Origin of the sequence: Butyricimonas hominis (genome assembly GCF_014287455.1) — a bacterium.
Lineage (GTDB): Bacteria > Bacteroidota > Bacteroidia > Bacteroidales > Marinifilaceae > Butyricimonas > Butyricimonas muris.
The window spans coordinates 660070-681185 of the sequence record NZ_JACOOH010000001.1; the positions used below are offsets into that span (position 1 = coordinate 660070).

Here is a 21116-nt window from a genome sequence, read left to right on the forward strand (position 1 = left end):
TACTACTATAGATTTCAATGATTAATCTATATAATGGAAATTTAACTATAAGAATTTTCATATATAAAGAAAAGCCGATACCTTTGTATCGGATTTCAAAAGAGACTTCGATTTTTTTTCATAAATTTGTTATTGGTTGCCTCCTGCTGTGACAGCACGAGGCTTTTTTTCTTTCACCGTTGCTAAACTATAAAATCTTTTTTTACCTACAAACGTTTGCACCACTTTTAATAGTGTTAAATATCAGAAACAACCACAACACTCTAGTTATCAATAGTGTTGTTTTTCGCTTTAACACTTCCAGAATTGCGTTTTCACAAAAAAAAAGATCGTGTCAACATCTACAATGAGATAACTAACACGACCTTCTATATTTCGAAAATTATATTCTGCTTATTCCAAATAGGTATACCCGTACAATCCGGAACGGTAATTTGACAAGAACTCACGTCCTTCTTCTGCCGAGATAATTCCTTTCTTCACGGAACTCGTTACCCATACCTCGACGGTACGAGCCATTTTCTTCGGCATAAACTGCACGTATTCCAATACATCCGCGACAGTTTCCCCCTCGATGACCTTATCAATCACGTACTCGTCACCTTTCACCTTAATATGAACGGCATTCGTGTCCCCGAACAAGTTGTGCAAATCTCCCAGAATCTCCTGGTAAGCCCCAACGAGGAATACCCCGAAATAATAAGGTTCCTTCCCGTTCAAGTCATGTACCGGAAGGTGGTACGAGAAATTACGCGTAGAGATAAAATTATCTATCTTCCCGTCGGAGTCGCAAGTGATATCCTGTAAAGTTGCCGATTTCGTCGGCTGTTCATTTAAACGGGAAATCGGAATGATCGGGAAAATCTGGTCTATCGCCCATGAATCAGGCAACGACTGGAACAACGAGAAATTACAGAAATATTTATCCGGCAATAACTTGGAGATTTTCTTTAATTCGTCCGGTGAATGTTTCGTGTTCACCGCCATATCATATACATCACGGGCTACCGACCAGAACAAACGTTCGATCTGGGCACGGGTATGCAAATCAATCAACCCGAGATTGAACAATCCCAAGCCATCCTCACGTATCTGCATGGCATCATGCCACGTTTCGATTAAGCGGGGCTGGTTCAAGTTCTCCCAAAGGTCATACAATTCTTTCACAAGTTCATGGGCATCCTCGGCAATCTCCTCGTTCTCGTCAAAAGCCGGCAGGCTCGTGCTTGCCAATGCCTCGAAAATCAACACGGAGTGATGCGCCGTCAAGGAGCGTCCCGACTCGGTAATGATATTCGGCTGTTCCAATTCATTCTTCTCGCAAGCATCTACCAGAGCGGAAACGGCATCGTTCACGTACTCTTGAATCGAGTAGTTCATGCTATTGCCACTTGTAGCGGAACGGGTCCCGTCATAATCAACACCCAGTCCGCCCCCGATGTCCACGAAATGTATATTGTATCCCATGTTTTTTAATTGCACGTAGAATTGGGATGCCTCTTTCAATGCCGTTTTGATACGGCGGATGTTCGTTACCTGACTTCCGATATGGAAATGAATCAGTTTCAGGCAATCGGTCATCTTGTTCTTTTGCAGGACGTCGAGCGCTTCCAACAATTCACTGGAGTTCAAACCGAACTTGCTGACGTCACCCCCGGACTCTTCCCACTTTCCGCTACCGGAACTTGCCAATTTAATCCGGATGCCGATATTCGGACGAATTTTCAGGCGCTTGGATATTGCGGCTATATTCCTCAACTCGTTCAACTTCTCGACCACGAGGTAAATATTCCGCCCCATCTTCTGTGCCAACAAGGCCAGCTCGATGTAGTTCTCGTCCTTGTACCCGTTACAGATAATCATGGCATCATCGTCAATATCGATGGATAGCACGGCGTGCAGCTCCGGTTTGGAACCAGCCTCAAGACCGATATTATATTTCGTCCCATGACTTACAATCTCCTCCACGACCGGACGCATCTGGTTTACCTTGATCGGGTAAATTATAAAATTTTTCCCCGTGTAACCATATTCCGTGGCAGCCGCCTGGAAACAACTTGAGATTTTTTCGATCCGGTTATCCAGAATATCCGGGAACCGTAATAACACGGGAGCGGACACATCTCTCACCTGAAGTTCCTCCATCAATTCTTTGATGTCAATCCTTGGTCCTCCTACTTTCGGTGTTACCGTCACGTGTCCTTTCTCGTTAATCGAAAAATAGTTCAGCCCCCAACCGTTGATATTGTACAGTTCTGCTGAATCGTCAATGCTCCATTTTCTCATTTCTATTCTAAAGATCTTTAAGGTTGATTGTCCCGCAAAGCTACAATATATTTTTATATATGAGTTTATAAAGTTCATAAAGTTTATAAGGTTTATAAAGTAACGGGTGTCCTTCGGATTATATCTATCGGCAGCCATGCTGCCGTGGATAATAAACTTTATAAACTGATTGATTCCTACAAGTTTTGAATTTCCCGTATCCCGTCACGGGTAATCATCAGACGGAAACGCCTGTAATCGACGTTTCCCTCGTGTCGCAATTGAATCAGGAAATTGACGTAGTAAATTTTCTCTCCCTTGATTGCCGTGTAACCCGAATCCCCCTCCGGAACATAAAGTTCATAAGCGTGCTCATCCATCTTCCGGGCAAAATTTCCCAAATCAAAGCGGATAATCTCGTTTACTCCCGAAATGTCATATTGACTATATTCACCTAAAATTTCCGCGTCCAACTGTATCCACTTGCGGTAGAGAATAATCTTCTCACCCGCGTACCGGTTGTCGGCAGCCAAGAGATCAGTACGTGCCCGTCGGTTAATAATTTCTTCCGGCACCTTGTTTTCCGATATAAAATCCACCCCGTCTTTGATTTGACCGACCACCTTATCCCCCATACTGATCTTCGTTTTCCGGTCAAAATAATTCTTTCCCAAGCGGTGGGCAAAATAGAATCGCATCAATTCCTTGATCCTGTCTTTCAACATATAACTCACGACCAAAGCCACGAACAAGGGCATGGTAAAATTGCCGTACTTCTTTTGAAACGAGAACGCGATTACCGTGGCAAATATCATCGAGAGTCCGGCTGCCAAACTATAATATATCTGCTCGACCAATACCCCGTCCCGTTTTTTCGATGCCTTCAAGAAAAGATCACTTTCCGCGTATTTCTTCAATATCCCCCGCCGATAAATCACCGTCCGATTCTGATCCCGACTATCTTTCTCCGCTACCGGATAACCATGCTTCTTCTTGTAGGCTATCTCTTCATGCACCAGTTCCAGCAATTTCTCCTTCTCTTGCTCGTAACATTCCACGTCAACCTCTTTCAACCCGTCCAATAAGCGAAACGTGTGAAATTCAATCAGATTGGAGAGATACTCGTCCCCGAAAGAAAAATAATTCAACGCTTCTTTCGGCAATCCCGGTACATGAACAATCTTTTTCAACTCCCGATAACGACGAGCAATAATCCGAACACAAGCCACATAGTGCCCTACCATCAATTCCCGTTCATTCCCTTCCACCTCGTGATGAATCGCCTTATTTACGTTCCCCCGCAAGGCACTTTTGAATATCGAGGTGAACATCTTGATTTGGTATTCGTAAGTTTCGATAGACTCCCTCGTGCATTCCTCTACCAGATGTTGAAACGCGTCCTCCAGAAACACGAAAGGGGTCCACTCTCCCTCCGCGATTTCCTCCAACGAATAAATCGGGGTAATTAGCCTCACGTTAGAACGCACGTCCTTGTAAAAATCATCTTTCGAGTAAGTTGATGCACTGATACCAAGACTATGAGGCACGAAAAACCACGTGTCCATTCTGAACTCGTTCTCCTCCCGGTCACGATCTACCACGTAACCCACCTTAAACTCCACGGAGTATCTGTCATGCAGCTTTACTTGAATATCAATCATAACGAATCTACATCCTAAAATCGTTATGCAATGTACGTATTATTTTCGAGAATATAAAAAACAAGAAAGAACGCCTTCACAAGCGTTCTTTCCTATTTGGTCGAGATGACTGGACTTGAACCAGCGGCCTCCACGTCCCGAACGTGGCGCGCTACCAACTGCGCTACATCTCGTTTCCGTTTTGCGAGGGCAAAGATAATAAAAGTATCAATTATAATCACTATATTTGTGGAAATTTTTTTAGCAAACAATTTTTTTCTTGATATGGATACTATAAGACAAAATAAAGTAGGGCGTTTAATACAACGAGATTTAAGCGAAATGTTTCAGAAAGAGTGTAAAGAATACACCGGAGGTGCAATGTTATCCGTTACTGCCGTGCGAGTTAGCCCTGACATGTCGTATGCCCGGGTATACTTGAGTATTTTCCCGTCGGAACTCGCGGAGAAAGTATTAGGTATTCTGGACGAGAAAAATAAAAACATCCGTTTTATCCTCGGGAAAAAAATCGGAAAGCAAACGCGTATCATCCCGGAATTACGTTTCTTCGTGGATGATAGTCTGGACTACATAGACAAAATAGACAATCTATTGAAGCAATAGAAGACCGCCACGATGAAACTGTCGATATTCATTGCCCGGAGGTACCTGTTCTCTAAAAAGAAACAGAACGCCATAAACATTATTTCTATCATCAGCATGATAGGAGTTATGATAGGCACGACCGCATTGATTGTCGTACTTTCCGTGTTCAATGGCATCGACACGTTACTCACCACGGTAACAGATAGCTTCACTCCCGACTTGACGGTTACTCCCGCACAAGGAAAATTCGTCGCCACCGACTCCATGCTGCTGGAACAGTTGGAAAAGATGCCCGGCATCGCATCTTTCGATGCCGTCGTGGAAGAAAATTCACTGGTAAAATTCGGTGATAAACTTGTCCCCGTGATAGTGAAAGGAGTCGAGGAAGATTACGCCAGCCACGCGGGAATTGCCCCCACCATCATTAGCGGGAAATTCAGTCTTGAAGAAGAAGACAAACCGACCGTGGTACTCGGGTACGGTATTGCTGCCGCCTTGCGAACCCGCCTTGGCATGCAATCACCGGTAACATTCTATTACCCGGACAAAACCGCATCGTCGGCATCCATGTCGGCATTGAACAGTCAAAGGATATACCCGATTGGAATATTCTCCGCGCAACAGGATATCGACGGGAAATACGTGATTACCGGAATAGAAACCGCGAGAAAATTATTCGGGGTTCCGGGTGAAATATCCAAAATAGAGATTAAACTGAAAAATCCTGACAACCTCGCGTCTTTTAAAACATCACTCGCGACGGAAGTGGGAACAAAATACAAGGTACTCGACAAGTATGACCTCAACCGTTCGTTCTATGCCATGATGAAATCCGAGAAACTCGCGGTATTCCTAATCTTGTTGTTTATCCTACTGATTGCCTCATTCAATATCGTGGGCTCTGTTTCAATGTTGATTATAGACAAGAAAGAAGATATTGGCGTCTATCAAGCCCTGGGAATGACAAAAGAGAAACTCGTTTCAATCTTTAAACTGGAGGGGAACCTAATCACGGGTGTCGGGGCTTTCGCCGGACTTATCATCGGAACCGGACTTTGCCTGCTGCAAGAATATTACGGTTTCATCACCCTCGGCAACGGCAGTTACATCATCAACGCTTACCCCGTGAAAGTCGTTGCCTCGGATATATTGATTATCATGCTCACGGTCATTGCCATCGGGTACATCGCCTCGCATTTCCCGGTACGATACCTCGTGAATAAAATTGTCAAATCGTAAATGATATATATATGTATAAACTTCTGATACTCTCGTTCACGCTTGCCCTTTTCACGCTTCCATCCACGGGACAGGAAAAAGAGCGTATCGTGTTGATAGAAACCAGCATGGGCAATCTCAAAGCCAAATTATACAACGATACCCCGATTCACCGGGATAACTTTATCGAATTGGCGAAATCCGGTCAGTATGACGGGACACTATTTTACCGGGTAATCAAAGACTTCATCATACAAGGCGGTTCCGCGGACAGCCGTAACGCGGTTGCCGGACAGGAACTGGGATACGGTAGAGAAATCACGATAGACGCCGAAATCAAACCGCACCACTACCATAAAAAAGGAGCTTTGGCTGCCCCCCGGCAACCGGACGAAACAAACCCGCTCAAGAAGTCGGATATCTCACAATTCTATTTCACCGTTGGAAGAAAATACCCGCCGGAAGAACTGGAGCATATCGAAAAATCGGTAAACGTGCCCATCAAAAGGGCTATCCAGAATAAATACTATACCCCGGAGAAAAAAGCGATTCTGGATTCTTTAAAAGCACAAAAGAATGTACCGGAATTCCGGAAAATAGCCAACAAAATCAAGGCGGACATCGCCCGTGACTGGGAAAACAACACGGAAAAACTTTTCATGGACGAGGCTAAAAAACAAGCATACACGACAGAGGGCGGCGCACACAGCCTGGACGGCGAATACACGGTGTTCGGGGAATTGATTGAAGGTTTTGACATTCTTGACAAAATCGCCGCTTTGCAAACAGATAAAAAGAACCGTCCGTTAAAAGACGTGAGAATAATCCGAGTAAAAATAATTGAATAATGATAGCACACAAACACGTATTACTATGGTGTAATCTTCTATGGGCAGGCGTTATCTTTTTCTTATGCGCCATTCCCTCGAGTTCCATACCGGACCCCAAATTGAATATCCCGCATTTGGACAAGGTCGTCCATTTCGGCATGTTCTTCATCATGTCCGTATTCCTGTGCGATGCCTTACGCCATAAACTATCCTCGCGTGCCTGCTACTTGATTGCCATCGGGTTCAGTTTCGCATATGGCGGCTTGATAGAGATACTTCAATACAAATATTTCCATCGAGGGGGTGACTGGTGGGATTTGCTCGCCGATGTACTCGGCGGAATCGCGGGATGTTTATTATATCCCACGGCAAAAAAAATAATGGACAAACTTGTAGCCCGTTTCTGCAAAAATACTCGAGATAAAAATTGAAGTTCTCGAATAATTGAAATGTATCAGACTTTTTTATTACATTTGCAAACCAAGGATTTCAAATTTTTGAGAAGATGTTAGATAAGATTAAACAACTCCGTGATGAAATAGCAAACTTCCAAGCCGGTAGCTTGGAAGAAGTAGAGCAATTTAGAATCAAGCATTTAAGCAAGAAAGGTTCTATCGCCGCTCTTTTTGACGATTTCAAAAGCGTTCCCGTGGACCAGAAAAAGGCTGTCGGACAGGAGTTGAACGTGTTGAAGAATACGGCTTTAGCGAAAGTAAACGAACTGAAAGAATTGTTGAGTAACGCCGAAGAGGGACTCAGCGGGATGGATTTAACCATGCCGGGCGATCCCATGAAACTCGGAACTCGCCATCCTCTGTCTATCGTTAGAAACGAAATTTTATCTATCTTCAACAGACTTGGTTTTACCGTGTCCGAGGGACCTGAAATTGAAGACGACTGGCATAATTTCTCCGCGTTGAATTTCCCGGAAGAACATCCGGCACGCGATATGCAAGACACGTTCTTTATTCAGAAGAATCCCGATATCGTGCTTCACACGCATACCTCATCCGTGCAGGTACGCGACATGGAAGCACATCAACCGCCCATTCGTTTGGTTACCCCGGGACGGGTGTTCCGCAACGAGGCGATTTCGGCGCGGGCACACTGTATTTTCCACCAGATTGAGGCACTTTATATCGACGAAAACGTTTCTTTCGCCGACTTGAAGCAAACCCTCACCTACTTTGCAAAAGAACTGTTCGGTGCGGACACACGAATCCGTCTGCGTCCCTCGTTCTTCCCGTTCACCGAACCGTCGGCAGAAATGGACGTATCCTGTACATTGTGCCACGGGAAAGGCTGTAACGTGTGCAAAGGCACGGGTTGGTTAGAAATCTTAGGTTGTGGAATGGTTGACCCCAACGTACTCGAACTAAACGGTATCGACAAAGAAAAATATACCGGATTCGCGTTGGGAATGGGAATTGAACGTATCACGATGTTGAAATACGGCATCAAAGACATACGTCTTTTCTTCGAGAACGACATCCGCTTCCTTGAACAATTTTCGGCCGCAGGCAAATAATATATAAACACAACACAAGAGAGATGAGGATGCCGTTCACGCGGCTCCTCATTTTTTATTCACCCAAAACGCTTTATATGAAAAAAACGATTCTTTTGCTACTCGTCGCCCTTTTCCCTGTCATCTCGGGATGTAAAGCACAATCTCCCGTATCGGAAGAAGATAAAGCAATCCTCTCCCGGTTTTTCGAGTATGCCTCGGGAAAAGAATTACACCGGCTTCCCGTGAACGAACGAATCGTTGCTATCGGTCAATTCTTTATCAATACCCCCTACAAAAGCGGCACTCTCGAAATCAACCCGAAAGAACAACTCGTCGTGAACCTGCGGGAATTCGACTGTGTAACATTCACGGATAACGTGCTTGCCTTGGCTCTATTGAAAGAATATACCCCCCGACAAACAGAGGTCTACTTGAAGAATTTACAAAAGATTCGCTACCGGGACGGCGAAATCACCGACTACACTGCCCGGCTTCATTACTCCACCGATTGGTTGTACGAGATGAGCCTAGACAGCATTGTAAAAGACGTCACCTTGGAAAACGGAGGCATCCCCTTCCCCAACAAAGTGGGTTTCATCTCCCGAAACTGGCAGAAATATCCCGCCCTCGCGCAAGATTCTCTCCTCGCGAGAAAAATGCTCCGGATAGAGAACAATATAAACCTCCGGAAATACCATTATATCCCCAAGGACAAGGTATCCGCCGCAACCGGACAAATCCAACCGGGGGATATCCTGCTCATCACGACAGACAAGAAAGGGCTCGACACCGCCCACGTGGGAATAGCCATAGAACAAAACGGGCAGATTTACCTGCTCCACGCGTCACTTTCCGCCAAGAAAGTAGTCATTTCAGAAGTACCTCTCCCGGAATATTTGCAAGGTATTCGCTCTCATTCCGGAATAATAATTGCCCGTCCCTATCAATTTTAAATGTAATTAACATCCTAAAAGACATCTAACACGTATATTTGGTCAAATAATTGTAATAACATTTGATATAAATCGTGGAATTTGAATATAAACCTAAAATCAAAAGAATATGAGAAAAGTATTTATCGGAACACTTGTCGTGTTAACCATAGCGATATTAAACGGATGCGGTAGCCGGAAAATAGCCCGGGTAGACCCAAGCGAAACAATAGACCTCAGCGGACGTTGGAATGATAGTGATTCCCGTATGGTATCGGATGAGATGATCGGCGATCTACTGACATCCGCGTGGATACCCAAATACCTGAAAGCAAATGACAAACGCCCGGTAGTCGTGGTCGGATTAGTCGAGAACAAGAGCCACGAACACATCAACTCGGAAACCTTTATCAAGGATGTCGAGAAAGCCATTATTCGTGACGGAAATATCCGTCTGGTCGTGGCAGGAGAGAAACGAAACGAGCTACGGAAAGAACGTGCCGAACAACAAGACTACGCCTCCCCCGAAACCACCAAGAAATGGGGTAAAGAATTGGGCGCCGACTTTATCCTGCAAGGCACCATCAACAGCATCGTGGACTCGTACAAAAAGCAAAAAGTGGTAACCTATCAAATCGACTTGCAACTCACCAACATCGAAACCAATGAAGTGGTATGGATGGGCGACAAGAAGATAAAGAAACATATCACGGATAGAGTATTCTAATTAGTTCGCAAAGTTTATAAGGTTCATAAAGTTTATAAAGTAGTCCCATAATGATACACATTCATCATTCATGCTTCAGTAGAAATACAATAAGGATTCATAAACCTTATGAACCTTATAAACTTTATAAACCTTACAAACTCTTTGGACTCATTATCATCCTCTTCCTCTTTTCCGGGTGTGCCACATGGTACCAACGCACGGCTGAATTCCAATCGGCCGTGACTGCCGGAAACTTCGAAAAGGCAAACAAGCTACTGGATAAAGATAAAAAACAAGCCACCGGGAAAAACCGGATTCTTTATTACTTGAACAAGGGATACGTGGAGTTCATGCTCGGGCAACCCGAGAATAGTAACAAGTACTTTGAAACCGCCGAAAACTTGATTGACGAGCAACACCGCAATCTCGGGGCAGAAGCGGCAGCCTTGGTAACGAATCCCGAAATGCGTCCCTACCAACCGGAAGACTTCGAGGTAATCATGATTAATTTCTACAAGGCATTGAATTATCTTGACCTGAATGACATGGAAGGTGCGTTAGTCGAAGTCAGGAAAATAAACATCAAACTAAATCAACTGAACGACAAGTATCCCGACCACAAAAATCGTTATCAGCGGGACGCTTTCGCCCACTTGCTTATGGGATTGATTTACGATGCATCGGGCGACGCCAACAACGCTTTCATCGCCTACCGTAACGCTTACGAGGTATATCAATCCGACTACGTGAAGAACTTCGGCGTACAAGCCCCGGAACAATTAAAACAAGACTTGATGCGTTCCGCGTACAATTGTGGCTTCACGGCAGAATTGAAGCAATACGAAAAAGAGTTCAACACCACTTACAAACATACCCCTACCTCTGCGAATGGGCAACTCGTCTTTTTCTGGCTGAACGGGGTGGGACCCGTGAAAGCGGAGTGGAGTATCAATTTCGCCAAACAGAAAAGAGGTGACGGGGCTATCGTGTTCCACAACGACGAATTCGGATTCGCCTTTCCTTTCTTTTTCGACTCCCGCTACTCGGATTCCGACCGCCAAAGCATTGCCAACCTGCAAATGTTAAGAGTCGCCTTCCCCAAATACATGGAACGCCCGCCCTTGTACGCCAAAGGCTCCCTTGTGCTTGATGCCAAAACCTACCCCCTCGAAATTGCCGAAAACATCAACGAGATTGCATTCAAAACCCTGCGTGACCGTATGGTACGCGAGTTTTCCACGTCACTCCTACGTGTCGCGGCAAAAAAGGGACTCGAATACACGGCTCGAAAGCAAAACGAATGGCTCGGATTCGCCGTCGGCATCGCCAACTCTCTGACAGAAAAAGCGGATACCCGCAACTGGCAGACTCTCCCCTATTCCATCTCTTACACGCGTATCCCCCTCGACGCCGGAACAAACAACATCTCCCTGCAACTCACCACCCGCAACGGCTCCCACACCACGGACCAAATCACCATCGATGGCAGCGGCAAGAAAACCCGCTTCCATGTATTCCAAACCATGGATTCCCGCCAATTTTAACCCACCCGCGTAATATACCCGAGCAAATACCATTCTAGCAAAAGACATATTTTACCCCTTTTAAGGTTGAAATCCTCCCGCATTCCTCCAACACACGAAGTTTATTCTCGTTTCCCACCACGCACAAACCCGATACCTATCGGCTTTAACTCAACTTTGACTCGACTATAAGTCGGCTTTATTCAACGTTCGCAAGCCGAATTCGGCAGGAATCCTTACAGAATAACACACACAACTTCTTTAATAACTCAAAATTACTACTAAATAACAGGAATTCTCTTAATTTTAATCATTTATTAAAGAAACCTTACCTTCAATCTCTTTTACCATACCTTTTCTTAACATAGTCTTGTATGCCTTTTCGATACTAGATATGATATTAACAGATGTACGCTTATATCCTAAATTCCTTGCAGTAACTAAAAATAAATCATTGGGAGTTATACCAAAACTATGTCCAATTACAATTCGCAAGGCTTCAACAAGTTCACTTTGTGATATATATTCAATTTTACGAGGAGCATCCAAAGTTTTTCTAGCGACAGGCGTATTAAAATTCCTAATTGTCACAAATAAATCTTTACCTATTTGTACATCATTAGTCAATTGCTTCTTTATTTGATATGTAACCTCATCGACGACACTAGAAGTAACTTTTTGCCTCCCGTATAATGGTGCAACTCTACGACATAACTCCTCAAGATGTATCGGTTGTTCTATTTCCACTACTCTTTTTATTGCACGTGTAACTGGCAATTCTTCTAACACATTTATATCTGCATATACATAGTTGGAAAAACCTTTACTATCGCTATTAACCATCTCCTTTTCTTCGACCTCCTCTTCTACATCCAAACACGAAACCGCTTCCAACACATTACTATCGCTTAACTTATCGATATTAATTTTGCATAAAGCTTTCTCAACTACTTGAATCAATTTTTCTTTCTCGATTTCTGGATTTTTTATCCAATCAGTAGACCATATTCGATAAATTACCCAACCCATATCTTCCAATATGGTTTGACGTAACCTATCTCTTTCACGAGCAGTTCTTGAACTATGGTAGGTTGCACCATCACACTCTATACCAATTGCAAATTCACCTCTACGCTGAGGATTTTTTATTGCCATATCTATCCTAAAACCAGAACATCCTACTTGTGTAACAATTTCATATTTTTTTGAAGTTAAAAAATCATATACTGATTCTTCAAAAGGAGAGTCAAATACAGGTAAATCACTATAAGATAATTCTTTTTGTAAAGCAACAACACCTTGCTGAGCAAACTCTATATAAGAACGCAACATCTTGACTCCCTCTGACTCAACCTTAGCTACATCTATATCAATGGGCATAATAGAACCGACCAATTTAACATTATACTTAGCTCGAGTAATTGCTACATTCAAACGACGATAACCACCATCTCTACTAAGCGGTCCAAAATTCATATACATTATACCTCTATTGTCTTTTGCATAGCCAATACTAAAAATAATTGTGTCGCGTTCATCCCCTTGTACATTTTCCAAATTCTTGATAAAAAAAGCTTCCTCTTTATCTTCAACAAAGAAACTCTCGAATGCATCATTTTCATGACGTTTCTGCCTTATTGCCATATCCACTGCGGCTTGTTGCGCCTCACTAAAAGTTACAACACCTAATGACCTTTCTGGAAAATTTTGAAAATGTTCGAACACTAAATCGGCAACACGCTTAGCTTCCGCAAGGTTATTTTTTTTACCCCCTCTATCATACACTCCATCCGCAACATAAATATATTCAACGCCAAAGTTGGGACTTTTATCTATTATTGACGGAAACGTAATTAAACTATGATTATAAATCTTGGCATTTGAGAATGCAATAAGGTGCTCATGACGACTACGATAGTGCCAACGCAAACTTCTCTCAGGCAACACGGCTAAAGCTTCATCAAGGATTGAATCAAATGCACCAGCATCATTATCCTGTTCTTCATCATTAGTATCAATATCGTATTCCTCATCATTCAAAGACACCGCAAAGAAATTTGTCGGTGGAAGTTGCTTTGCATCTCCAACTATTATAACCTGCTTACCTCTCATTATAGCCCCTATAGCATCCTCTGTATGAACTTGTGAAGCCTCATCAAAAATCACCAAATCAAAATCATAACTCTTTGCTTCAAGGAACACACTAACCGATAATGGTGACATCATAAAACAAGGTTTTAATGCCGTTACAAGATTAGGAATAGCCATAAACAATTTACGAAGCGGCATTAACCTTCGCCTCTTATTCAATTCTCGTTTCAATATTCCTATTTCATCTCTCGTCGAAGTAATAGTGTTAAAATCCGGCATCCGTGCAACAACACGCTCCCGTACCCTTGCCTGAGCAATCACAAATTGTTCTTTATCTAATTGACAAAACTCTCCAATCACTTGTTCTTGAATTCTTCCTCGAAAATTCTGTACTGCAGGAAATTTCAACAAAACAGAATCGAGCCACAATCTATAAAAACGTTTCAAATAAACATTTACAATAAGATTCGCATCTATTACATTCTCCTCTATTTGTTGTAAGTATGACGTTAATCCTGCAGCATTACATTTTTCTTTATTAGCTCTATAATCAACCCATTTTTCTAAAAGATGTTTTTTATCTTTACATTCAGACAATCGAGTTGTCAACTCACCAATTCCACAGTCCTTGAATGACTCCACATTATCAAACAAGGAAAAAAACCATTCTAATTGTGAATGAATAGAATCATAAAGAGCAGTCAATGACAATAAACTATTCTTACAATATGCAATAGTTGAATTATCTCCACAAATTTTCTCAACAAGAATTTCCGGCATAGAAAACCTACTTATAAAGCCTCTTAACTCTTTTGCGAATTCAACAGAATCATTTATCTCACCCCAGTCTGTATTTTCATCACAATAATATCCCTCATACAAAGTTTTCATTATACCCTCTTGACTTAACACGCAATCAAGTTTTTCATGATACGATTTGATATTATTCAACAATTCTATGGCTTCATTGTAATCAAGTTTCGCACCCGTACTTGAAAAACGATTAAGCAGTTGAATATCTTTACGATATCCACTTTTCAGTTTTCTCATAAAAGTGTTATAGTCACTTCGAAATCTTTGCAAAATAGGATAGTAATCCAGCCCAAGAATTTCTCTATCAAATTCTTTTAAGATAGTTGTTTTTTGAACAACATATGACTCACACAATTCCCTATGTTCTGCGAGTTTACTTTCCAATTCTTCAAAATCATCCTGATACACCCATTTTTTCAATGTCAGAGGTGATTTTGCCGCAATTCTAAGCAATTCCATTGCAAAATCTAACCCAGATAAAGACGGTGTGATAGAAATTCCTAACTCTTGACTACAAACTAGCAAATCTTTTTCAATATCAGGCAGAATTGCCACAATAGAATTAATCTTAGCATCTATATCATGTCGCAATTCATTGGATAAATAAGGTATCGTGGCATCTTTCCATACATTATTGTTATCAATAGTTTTTGCCAATTCTGAAAGTAAATATATTTTTTCACCCAATTGTAATTCTGTGGTATTCTCTACATCCGTTATCTCAAAAATGTATTCTGGAACATCATCTAACTTAGCCAACCTACCATTAATATTGAATATCGTATTGTTCAAAGCTGAACAAGGTGTATGTAATTCTTTTTGATAATCATTAAGTATAGAACGTTTGCGTTCAAGCATATCCAATCGCACTAATGCTTCTTCACGCACTCTCTTTCGGTCTATTGCTATAGCGTTCGCAAGTTCATTAAGTATTTCTTTTTTACTAACTTTATGACTATGAAGAGTAAAACAAAAATCCGCTAATCCAACATTTGCAAGTCGCTTATACACGACTTGCAATGCTGCCATTTTTTCAGATACAAACAATACTTTTTTCCCATCAGCCAATGCTTCTGAAATAATATTAGTAATAGTTTGACTTTTACCTGTTCCCGGGGGACCTTGCAACACAAAACTTTTCCCAGCCTTTGATAGTAAAATCGCATCTTGCTGACTAGAATCTGCATCCACAACTTGAAAAATATCTATAGGGCGTGTATTCGTATCATGGTCATAATTATTCAATTCTGCAGGAAAACTAATAGGCTCATGCTCCCCCGCTATCGCTGAAATTATCGGATTGGCTTGCAACTTCTCTTTGTTGTTCTCAAGATCCTTATACATATTTATCTTAAGAAATGACAAGTTTGTTAAGTTTACACAACGATCAACAGACCATCCCCTCTTTGCTATCATTTTCTCCACGTGCTCGAAATAGCTCTCTATATCATCTTGGGTATTATCAAATCCGGGAATTTTAATCGAAAAATCATTATCTAACTTGTATGTTAATGTCGGATTCACGACAATTTCATCTTCATGCAAAAGCAATTTATAGGGAGATGTCAATGAATCAATCGTAAGTTTTACAGGAACAAGTATCAACGGTGATGCAAAAGTTTGGGAAGAATCTTCTCTCTCTGTCCATTTTAACAAACCAAAAGCAAGGTATAAAGTATTAATTCCCTGTTCTTCAATAGAAGTATTAGCTCTATATCTCAACATTTTAAGTGTTTTTTGTAATTCACCTACTGTTTTTGTCGTTTCTACATTACCTTCTATTACAGCATTGTACACTTCTTCTCCATTTTCATTGACACGAATTTTACCTGCATATGGAAAAATTACCTCCTTTTCATGCACAGCAATCAAGTCGTATAGGGGCTTGTACGAAGGCATCACAATCTCAACATTAGAGCGCTTACCATCTTTGAAATTTATAAGCCTATTTCTTTTACCAAAATCTAACAAAAGTTTTTTCCAAGTTTTTATGCGATTATGTAGCTTGCTCCCCATACAATTTTTATTTAATAATTAAACACATCAAATTTTTATTGTTCACGCAACATTTTAACAACAAGTAAATTCTATGACATACAAACTTATAATTTTATCATGAAACAAACAATATATACAGATTAGTACAAAAACTTCATTTACAAAATAACCATAACTTCGACTGTTCCCATAACGTGATATTCATTTTACCGTCCGTTTTAAGCGCTCGATATATTTTTCCAACGCATCCGGAGCTGTTATTTCTAGTTCTTGCAGCAAACTATCTGTCATCGTGTTCTTCATATCAAGATAATTTTCTTGCAACTCTTCTTTCAATTCTTTTTGACTCTCGAATAACATATCAAATGTCACGAAGGTTTTAATCATACAAACATTCTCTTGTTGTATAGCGAACAGCACTCCATCTTGGGTACTTCCTTCCATGTGATTTTCGGCTATCCCCTCTTTCCACGCAACACCGATATTGCGCATAAAGAAACTTCTTATCAACTCTTTATTCGAGATATTATCGTCTTTCAAAAGACGTTTCCGGTAACGTGAAAACACGTGAGCCGAAAAAATATCCAAACCAGCTTGTCCGTTCACTTCGTCAAAATCCGTATTCAAAATAGCCGCACAAGCACCACCATTATTATAAATACAAACAGCATGATAAAGCAAATGGCCAAAATCATTCCTCCATCGCCTCTCTTTACACTCCAAAAAGACTATATACTGATTACCTCCCTTGGAACGATAATCCAAGGAAGTCATCACGGGAAAGACTGTCCGATGACAAAAAAATCGGACAATCTTTTTCTGTTCCCGAGATAAATAAGCCCCAATCTCTTTGTCTTCTTTTTTTAACTCTTCTAATATCTCCTTACCGGTAAAATATTCTGTAATCATGCTTGCATCATCTTGTTGTTATTTCTTCAATGTTGAACTGCGTATACCATGCATTTTTCTTCTTCCTCTACTTAACTCTAAATTAGCAAAAGGAAGAACAAGATTTTTATCTGGCAAACCTTGCAATGAATCTTTTGATACTTGTTTCCCAAAACACGCTAAAAGTTGTTCTTCTTTCTCTTTCGGGGAAGAACAAGGTATATAATACACCCACAAATCATGCAATATTTTTAATGTTTTAATCCAATGTCCTCCGGCATGAGGCTTTGCATCACCTAATTCTGTCGTATAATATTGACTTACTCGTTTAGCCAATGTATTTTCAGTCTGACCAATATAAAGAATATTCTCATCTGGTAACCCAAAATCAGTAAGTCGTTTCTTTAATTCCTGTATACTCGGACGTTTATTATCCAATTGCAAACAGGAAACTTTATTCAACCAAAAAGCTAATATTTTTTCATCAATCGGAGCTAACGAATAAAGTTTTCTATCTTCTGATGCATCGCAAGAAGTTGAAATGATATAAATTCCTATCTCTTGACAAGTAAATCGTTCACCCCATCTCACTCGTTTCAAATTCGTAGGATTCAATCCTACCTCTTTCAATAAATTGTAAACTGTAATTGCCATACAACATTTTTTAGTTATTTACTATTTGATGAATTCCTTACAAAATATTCTCTACTACTCGAATAAAGATATTATAATCCCTACTAACATTAGAAGGGCTATAATAGAAAATACACATCCCGTTACCCGATTAGCCCTTTCTTCATTCTTTTTTACCATCTCCTCATGAGTCATGGGCTCCGGCTTTTTAGCCGCTGCTGCACCTAATACCAACAACGCTAAACCTACAATACAAATCGCAATAATCATAATCCCGCAATTAACAACAAGATAACTTAATATACTCGCCTTTCTTCTCAAACATAATTTCTGCCGCTGTTATTAGTTTTTTTAGTCTTTCAAGACTTTCTCGATAGCTTCATGTAACTTCATCATTTTTTTCTCATTTTTATTCCTTCCGCCAGTCCCCGATGCGGAAAAATATATACACGAAAAAAGCGTGGGTACTGTATGCTTATCCGGTAAAGTGGCTCTGGTAAACCATTGGTACAAATAAACAACAACCCACGCTTAACCGGTATATATGAAATACATATACGGCAAGCATGAACGTCATTCGTTTGTGTTCCTGTACCTTGAAAATTTACCAGACTTTCTTTACCAAGAATCAAACAAAACGCTTCAATATAAAATATATCCACCACGTGACATCTCCATGCCCGTGATGCAACAAATTTACAATTTTATCACGAAATAAACAACGTCCGTGGGTTGTTGCAAGAACTTTAATTTATGACAAAGAAAAACGGGAACAGGGACAGAGTATGGCACGCACTCGAAAAAAATATTATCTTTAAACCGTTTTACACGACATATTATGGCAAAAAGCGACTACACCAAGCGATATTTATACATCATCCGCGACGTACAGGAACACCCTTACATCTCCAGTAAAGAATTAATCGAACACGTGTCACGGCAACTCGTTCTACACGACTCGGAAGCCACCTCCTTCTCTACCCGCACCCTGAAACGGGATTTACAAGAAATACGCGACAAACTCGGTTTTGCCATAGAATGGGACAACCGAAGAAAAGGATACTACATCCCCGACAATGACGAGGCAAACGACCCGGAGGGAATCGCCCGCTTCCTGGAATCTTTCGAGATTCTAAACTCCCTGAACGCGGACAACGGGCTATCCCGCTTTGTTTTCCCGGAACACCATCACCCTTCCGGTACACAACACCTCTACCCCCTTGTTCAAGCGATGAAAGAAAATCGGCTTATCACTTTCAATTACTACAAATTCCGAGAACAATTAATGACCTCCCGCGAAGTAGAACCATACGCCGTGAAAGAATGCAGGGGACGCTGGTACCTAATCGGGAAAGAATCCGGTTCGAACATATTTAAAACATTCAGCTTAAACTACATCACGAACTTAAATATCACCCCGTGCGCTTTCAAGAGAAATAACGCTATCGACATCAATCGCTCCTTCCGGGATTCTTTCGGGATTATAAACGACGAGAAATTCCCCGTCGAGGACATCACCCTATCGTTTGACGCCCTTGACGGGCAATACATAAAAACGAAACCCTTCCACCACTCGCAACAAATCATAAAAGACACTCCCGACGAGTTCACCATCACCCTTCGCTTGCGCGTCACGAACGATTTTGTCATGGAACTCCTTTCTAGAAGCCGCTCCCTGCGAGTTATTCAACCATTAAATCTCAAGGCAAGAATCAACGAAATCTATCGGCAAGCCTTACTACGCAATTCCTGAAAGCCCCTAGAAATTCACGACCTTTTACCTTGGATTATTGGAATCACCAAACAACCATACATCACAAATACATTAAATATAAGAGACAAAAAATCGCCAAACCCAAGTAACGGATTTGGCGATTTTCTTGTTAAATTAAAGTGCCTTACTTCTTCATAATCTCCCCGAAATACTTGTAGAATAACGGGATGGTCGTGATTCCGTTGTAGAACTGCTCCAACGGGTAGTTCTCGTTCGGCGAGTGGATAGCGTCAGAACCTAAACCGAAGCCCATCAGCACAGACTTGATGCCTAACACTTCTTCGAAAGTGGCGATGATTGGGATACTTCCGCCGGAACGTACCGGAACGGGTTGCTTTCCGTACACTTCCTCGTATGCTTTTTCGGCAGCCGCGTAAGCCGGAAGGTCAATCGGGCACACGTAAGAAGGTCCCCCATGCAGGTATTCCACTTTTACCTTCACGTAATCGGGAGCGATAGACTCGAAATATTCCTTGAATAATTTCGCAATTTTCTCGTGCTTCTGGTTCGGAACCAAGCGGCAGCTAATCTTGGCATAAGCTTTTGACGGCAAAACGGTTTTTGCACCTTCTCCAGTGTAACCGCCCCAGATACCGCAAACGTCAAACGTCGGGCGAATACCCGTGCGCTCGTTAGTGGAGAATCCTTCTTCGCCTTTTACCTCCTTGATATCGAGAGATTTCTTGTAATCTTCCAAATTAAACGGAGCCTTTGCCATTTTAGCACGTTCCTCGGCACTTACTTCCAGCACATCGTCGTAAAAACCGGGTATCGTGATATGTCCTTTCTCGTCCTGCATCTCGGCAATCATCTTGCACAGCACGTTGATCGGGTTTGCCACCGCACCACCGAAAATACCGGAATGCAAGTCAGCGTTCGGTCCGGTCACTTCTACCTGCCAGTACGCCAAACCTCTCAACCCGGTCGTGATAGAAGGTACATCGGGAGCGATCATACTCGTGTCGGAAACCAGAATCACGTCAGCTTTCAGCATATCTTTATGCTCTTTGCAGAACTTCGGCAGGTTAGGAGAACCAATCTCTTCCTCTCCCTCGATCATGAATTTCACGTTGCAATTCAACTTGCCGGACTTCACGAGATACTCGAAAGCCTTGGCATGCATGAAAGCCTGTCCCTTGTCATCGTCAGCCCCACGAGCCCAAATCCTACCGTCCTTGATAACGGGTTCGAAAGGCTTCGTGTTCCACAAGTCGATCGGATCAACCGGCATCACGTCCATGTGCCCGTAAACCAACACGGTCGGGAGAGCGGGATCTACGATCTTTTCCCCGTACGCCACGGGATTTCCGTCTGTTTCATACACTTCTGCCCGGTCAGCCCCGGCGGCTAACATGATCTTGGTCCATTGCTCGGCACAACGGTACATATCCGGCTTATGCTCGGACAATGAAGAGATTGAAGGAATCCGGATTAACTCGAACAACTCGTTCAGGAAACGCTCCTTGTTCTCTTCCACGTACTTTTTGATTTCTTCCATTTACTTGAATATATATTGATTAATAAATAATAAACACGCTTTCGCCGTGTAAATATAATATATTCGGGTGAAGGAATCAAACGGTACGTGTAAAAAACGCTGCCGTTTAATTCCTTCACCCGGTTGCAAGTTACAGGTTTACAAGTTATAAGTTCAATACCCAGAACCTGCAACTTGCTAAGTTGTAA

General features: G+C 41.8%; 16 protein-coding genes and 1 tRNA gene. 9 read left to right on the top strand and 8 right to left on the bottom strand.

Features of this window, described 5'->3' with window-relative positions:
• Nucleotides 1–393: 393 nt before the first annotated feature.
• The 3 genes from speA to H8S64_RS02570 all read right to left on the bottom strand — a co-directional run bounded on the left by speA (nucleotide 394) and on the right by H8S64_RS02570 (nucleotide 4099).
• Nucleotides 394–2286, bottom strand: coding sequence for a biosynthetic arginine decarboxylase (gene speA, locus H8S64_RS02560; protein ID WP_186974822.1), 1893 nt, complete (start codon nucleotides 2284–2286; stop codon nucleotides 394–396).
• 176 nt (nucleotides 2287–2462) lie between these two features.
• Entirely contained in the window at nucleotides 2463–3926 is a 1464-nt protein-coding gene (locus H8S64_RS02565) for a hypothetical protein (RefSeq protein ID WP_186974823.1), read from the bottom strand.
• Between the two features lie 97 nt (nucleotides 3927–4023).
• Nucleotides 4024–4099: transfer RNA gene (locus tag H8S64_RS02570), tRNA-Pro, on the bottom strand.
• Between the two features lie 91 nt (nucleotides 4100–4190).
• On the opposite strand from H8S64_RS02570, the gene rbfA reads away from it, so the two are divergent.
• The 8 genes from rbfA to H8S64_RS02610 all read left to right on the top strand — a co-directional run bounded on the left by rbfA (nucleotide 4191) and on the right by H8S64_RS02610 (nucleotide 11254).
• On the top strand, nucleotides 4191–4529 hold the full coding sequence (rbfA, locus tag H8S64_RS02575) for a 30S ribosome-binding factor RbfA (protein ID WP_099291857.1): 339 nt from the start codon (nucleotides 4191–4193) through the stop codon (nucleotides 4527–4529).
• A gap of 12 nt (nucleotides 4530–4541) precedes the next feature.
• Nucleotides 4542–5750: an ABC transporter permease gene (locus H8S64_RS02580; protein ID WP_186974824.1), complete on the top strand. Its 1209-nt coding sequence runs from the start codon at nucleotides 4542–4544 to the stop codon at nucleotides 5748–5750.
• A gap of 11 nt (nucleotides 5751–5761) precedes the next feature.
• On the top strand, nucleotides 5762–6577 hold the full coding sequence (locus H8S64_RS02585; RefSeq protein WP_186974825.1) for a peptidylprolyl isomerase: 816 nt from the start codon (nucleotides 5762–5764) through the stop codon (nucleotides 6575–6577).
• On the top strand, nucleotides 6577–6990 hold the full coding sequence (locus H8S64_RS02590) for a VanZ family protein (RefSeq protein WP_099291257.1): 414 nt from the start codon (nucleotides 6577–6579) through the stop codon (nucleotides 6988–6990). Before H8S64_RS02585 ends, H8S64_RS02590 begins: the two co-directional genes overlap by 1 nt.
• Nucleotides 6991–7064: 74 nt before the next feature.
• Nucleotides 7065–8087: a phenylalanine--tRNA ligase subunit alpha gene (gene pheS, locus H8S64_RS02595; protein WP_186974826.1), complete on the top strand. Its 1023-nt coding sequence runs from the start codon at nucleotides 7065–7067 to the stop codon at nucleotides 8085–8087.
• A 77-nt stretch (nucleotides 8088–8164) separates the two neighbouring features.
• On the top strand, nucleotides 8165–9022 hold the full coding sequence (locus tag H8S64_RS02600; protein ID WP_186974827.1) for an N-acetylmuramoyl-L-alanine amidase-like domain-containing protein: 858 nt from the start codon (nucleotides 8165–8167) through the stop codon (nucleotides 9020–9022).
• A gap of 109 nt (nucleotides 9023–9131) precedes the next feature.
• The gene (locus H8S64_RS02605) at nucleotides 9132–9728 is read left to right on the top strand and encodes a penicillin-binding protein activator LpoB (protein ID WP_186974828.1); all 597 of its coding nucleotides are present in this window, start codon (nucleotides 9132–9134) and stop codon (nucleotides 9726–9728) included.
• A 50-nt stretch (nucleotides 9729–9778) separates the two neighbouring features.
• The gene (locus tag H8S64_RS02610; RefSeq protein WP_186974829.1) at nucleotides 9779–11254 is read left to right on the top strand and encodes a COG3014 family protein; all 1476 of its coding nucleotides are present in this window, start codon (nucleotides 9779–9781) and stop codon (nucleotides 11252–11254) included.
• A 285-nt stretch (nucleotides 11255–11539) separates the two neighbouring features.
• On the opposite strand, the gene H8S64_RS02615 is transcribed toward H8S64_RS02610, so the two are convergent.
• From H8S64_RS02615 to H8S64_RS02630, 4 genes are all read right to left on the bottom strand, one after another.
• Nucleotides 11540–16153 carry a DUF3320 domain-containing protein gene (locus H8S64_RS02615; RefSeq protein ID WP_186974830.1) on the bottom strand — a complete coding sequence of 1538 codons (4614 nt, stop codon included), beginning with the start codon at nucleotides 16151–16153 and terminating at the stop codon, nucleotides 11540–11542.
• A 183-nt stretch (nucleotides 16154–16336) separates the two neighbouring features.
• Entirely contained in the window at nucleotides 16337–17044 is a 708-nt protein-coding gene (locus tag H8S64_RS02620; RefSeq protein ID WP_186974831.1) for a hypothetical protein, read from the bottom strand.
• 18 nt (nucleotides 17045–17062) lie between these two features.
• Nucleotides 17063–17677 carry a hypothetical protein gene (locus tag H8S64_RS02625; RefSeq protein ID WP_186974832.1) on the bottom strand — a complete coding sequence of 205 codons (615 nt, stop codon included), beginning with the start codon at nucleotides 17675–17677 and terminating at the stop codon, nucleotides 17063–17065.
• Between the two features lie 54 nt (nucleotides 17678–17731).
• A complete protein-coding gene (locus H8S64_RS02630) occupies nucleotides 17732–17926 on the bottom strand; it encodes a hypothetical protein (RefSeq protein WP_186974833.1) in 195 nt (64 codons plus the stop codon).
• Nucleotides 17927–18494: 568 nt separating this feature from the next.
• On the opposite strand from H8S64_RS02630, the gene H8S64_RS02635 reads away from it, so the two are divergent.
• Nucleotides 18495–19409: a helix-turn-helix transcriptional regulator gene (locus H8S64_RS02635; protein ID WP_186974834.1), complete on the top strand. Its 915-nt coding sequence runs from the start codon at nucleotides 18495–18497 to the stop codon at nucleotides 19407–19409.
• Between the two features lie 145 nt (nucleotides 19410–19554).
• Here H8S64_RS02635 and H8S64_RS02640 read toward each other — a convergent pair whose 3' ends face one another.
• A complete protein-coding gene (locus H8S64_RS02640; RefSeq protein WP_186974835.1) occupies nucleotides 19555–20928 on the bottom strand; it encodes a dipeptidase in 1374 nt (457 codons plus the stop codon).
• Nucleotides 20929–21116 lie beyond the last annotated feature (188 nt).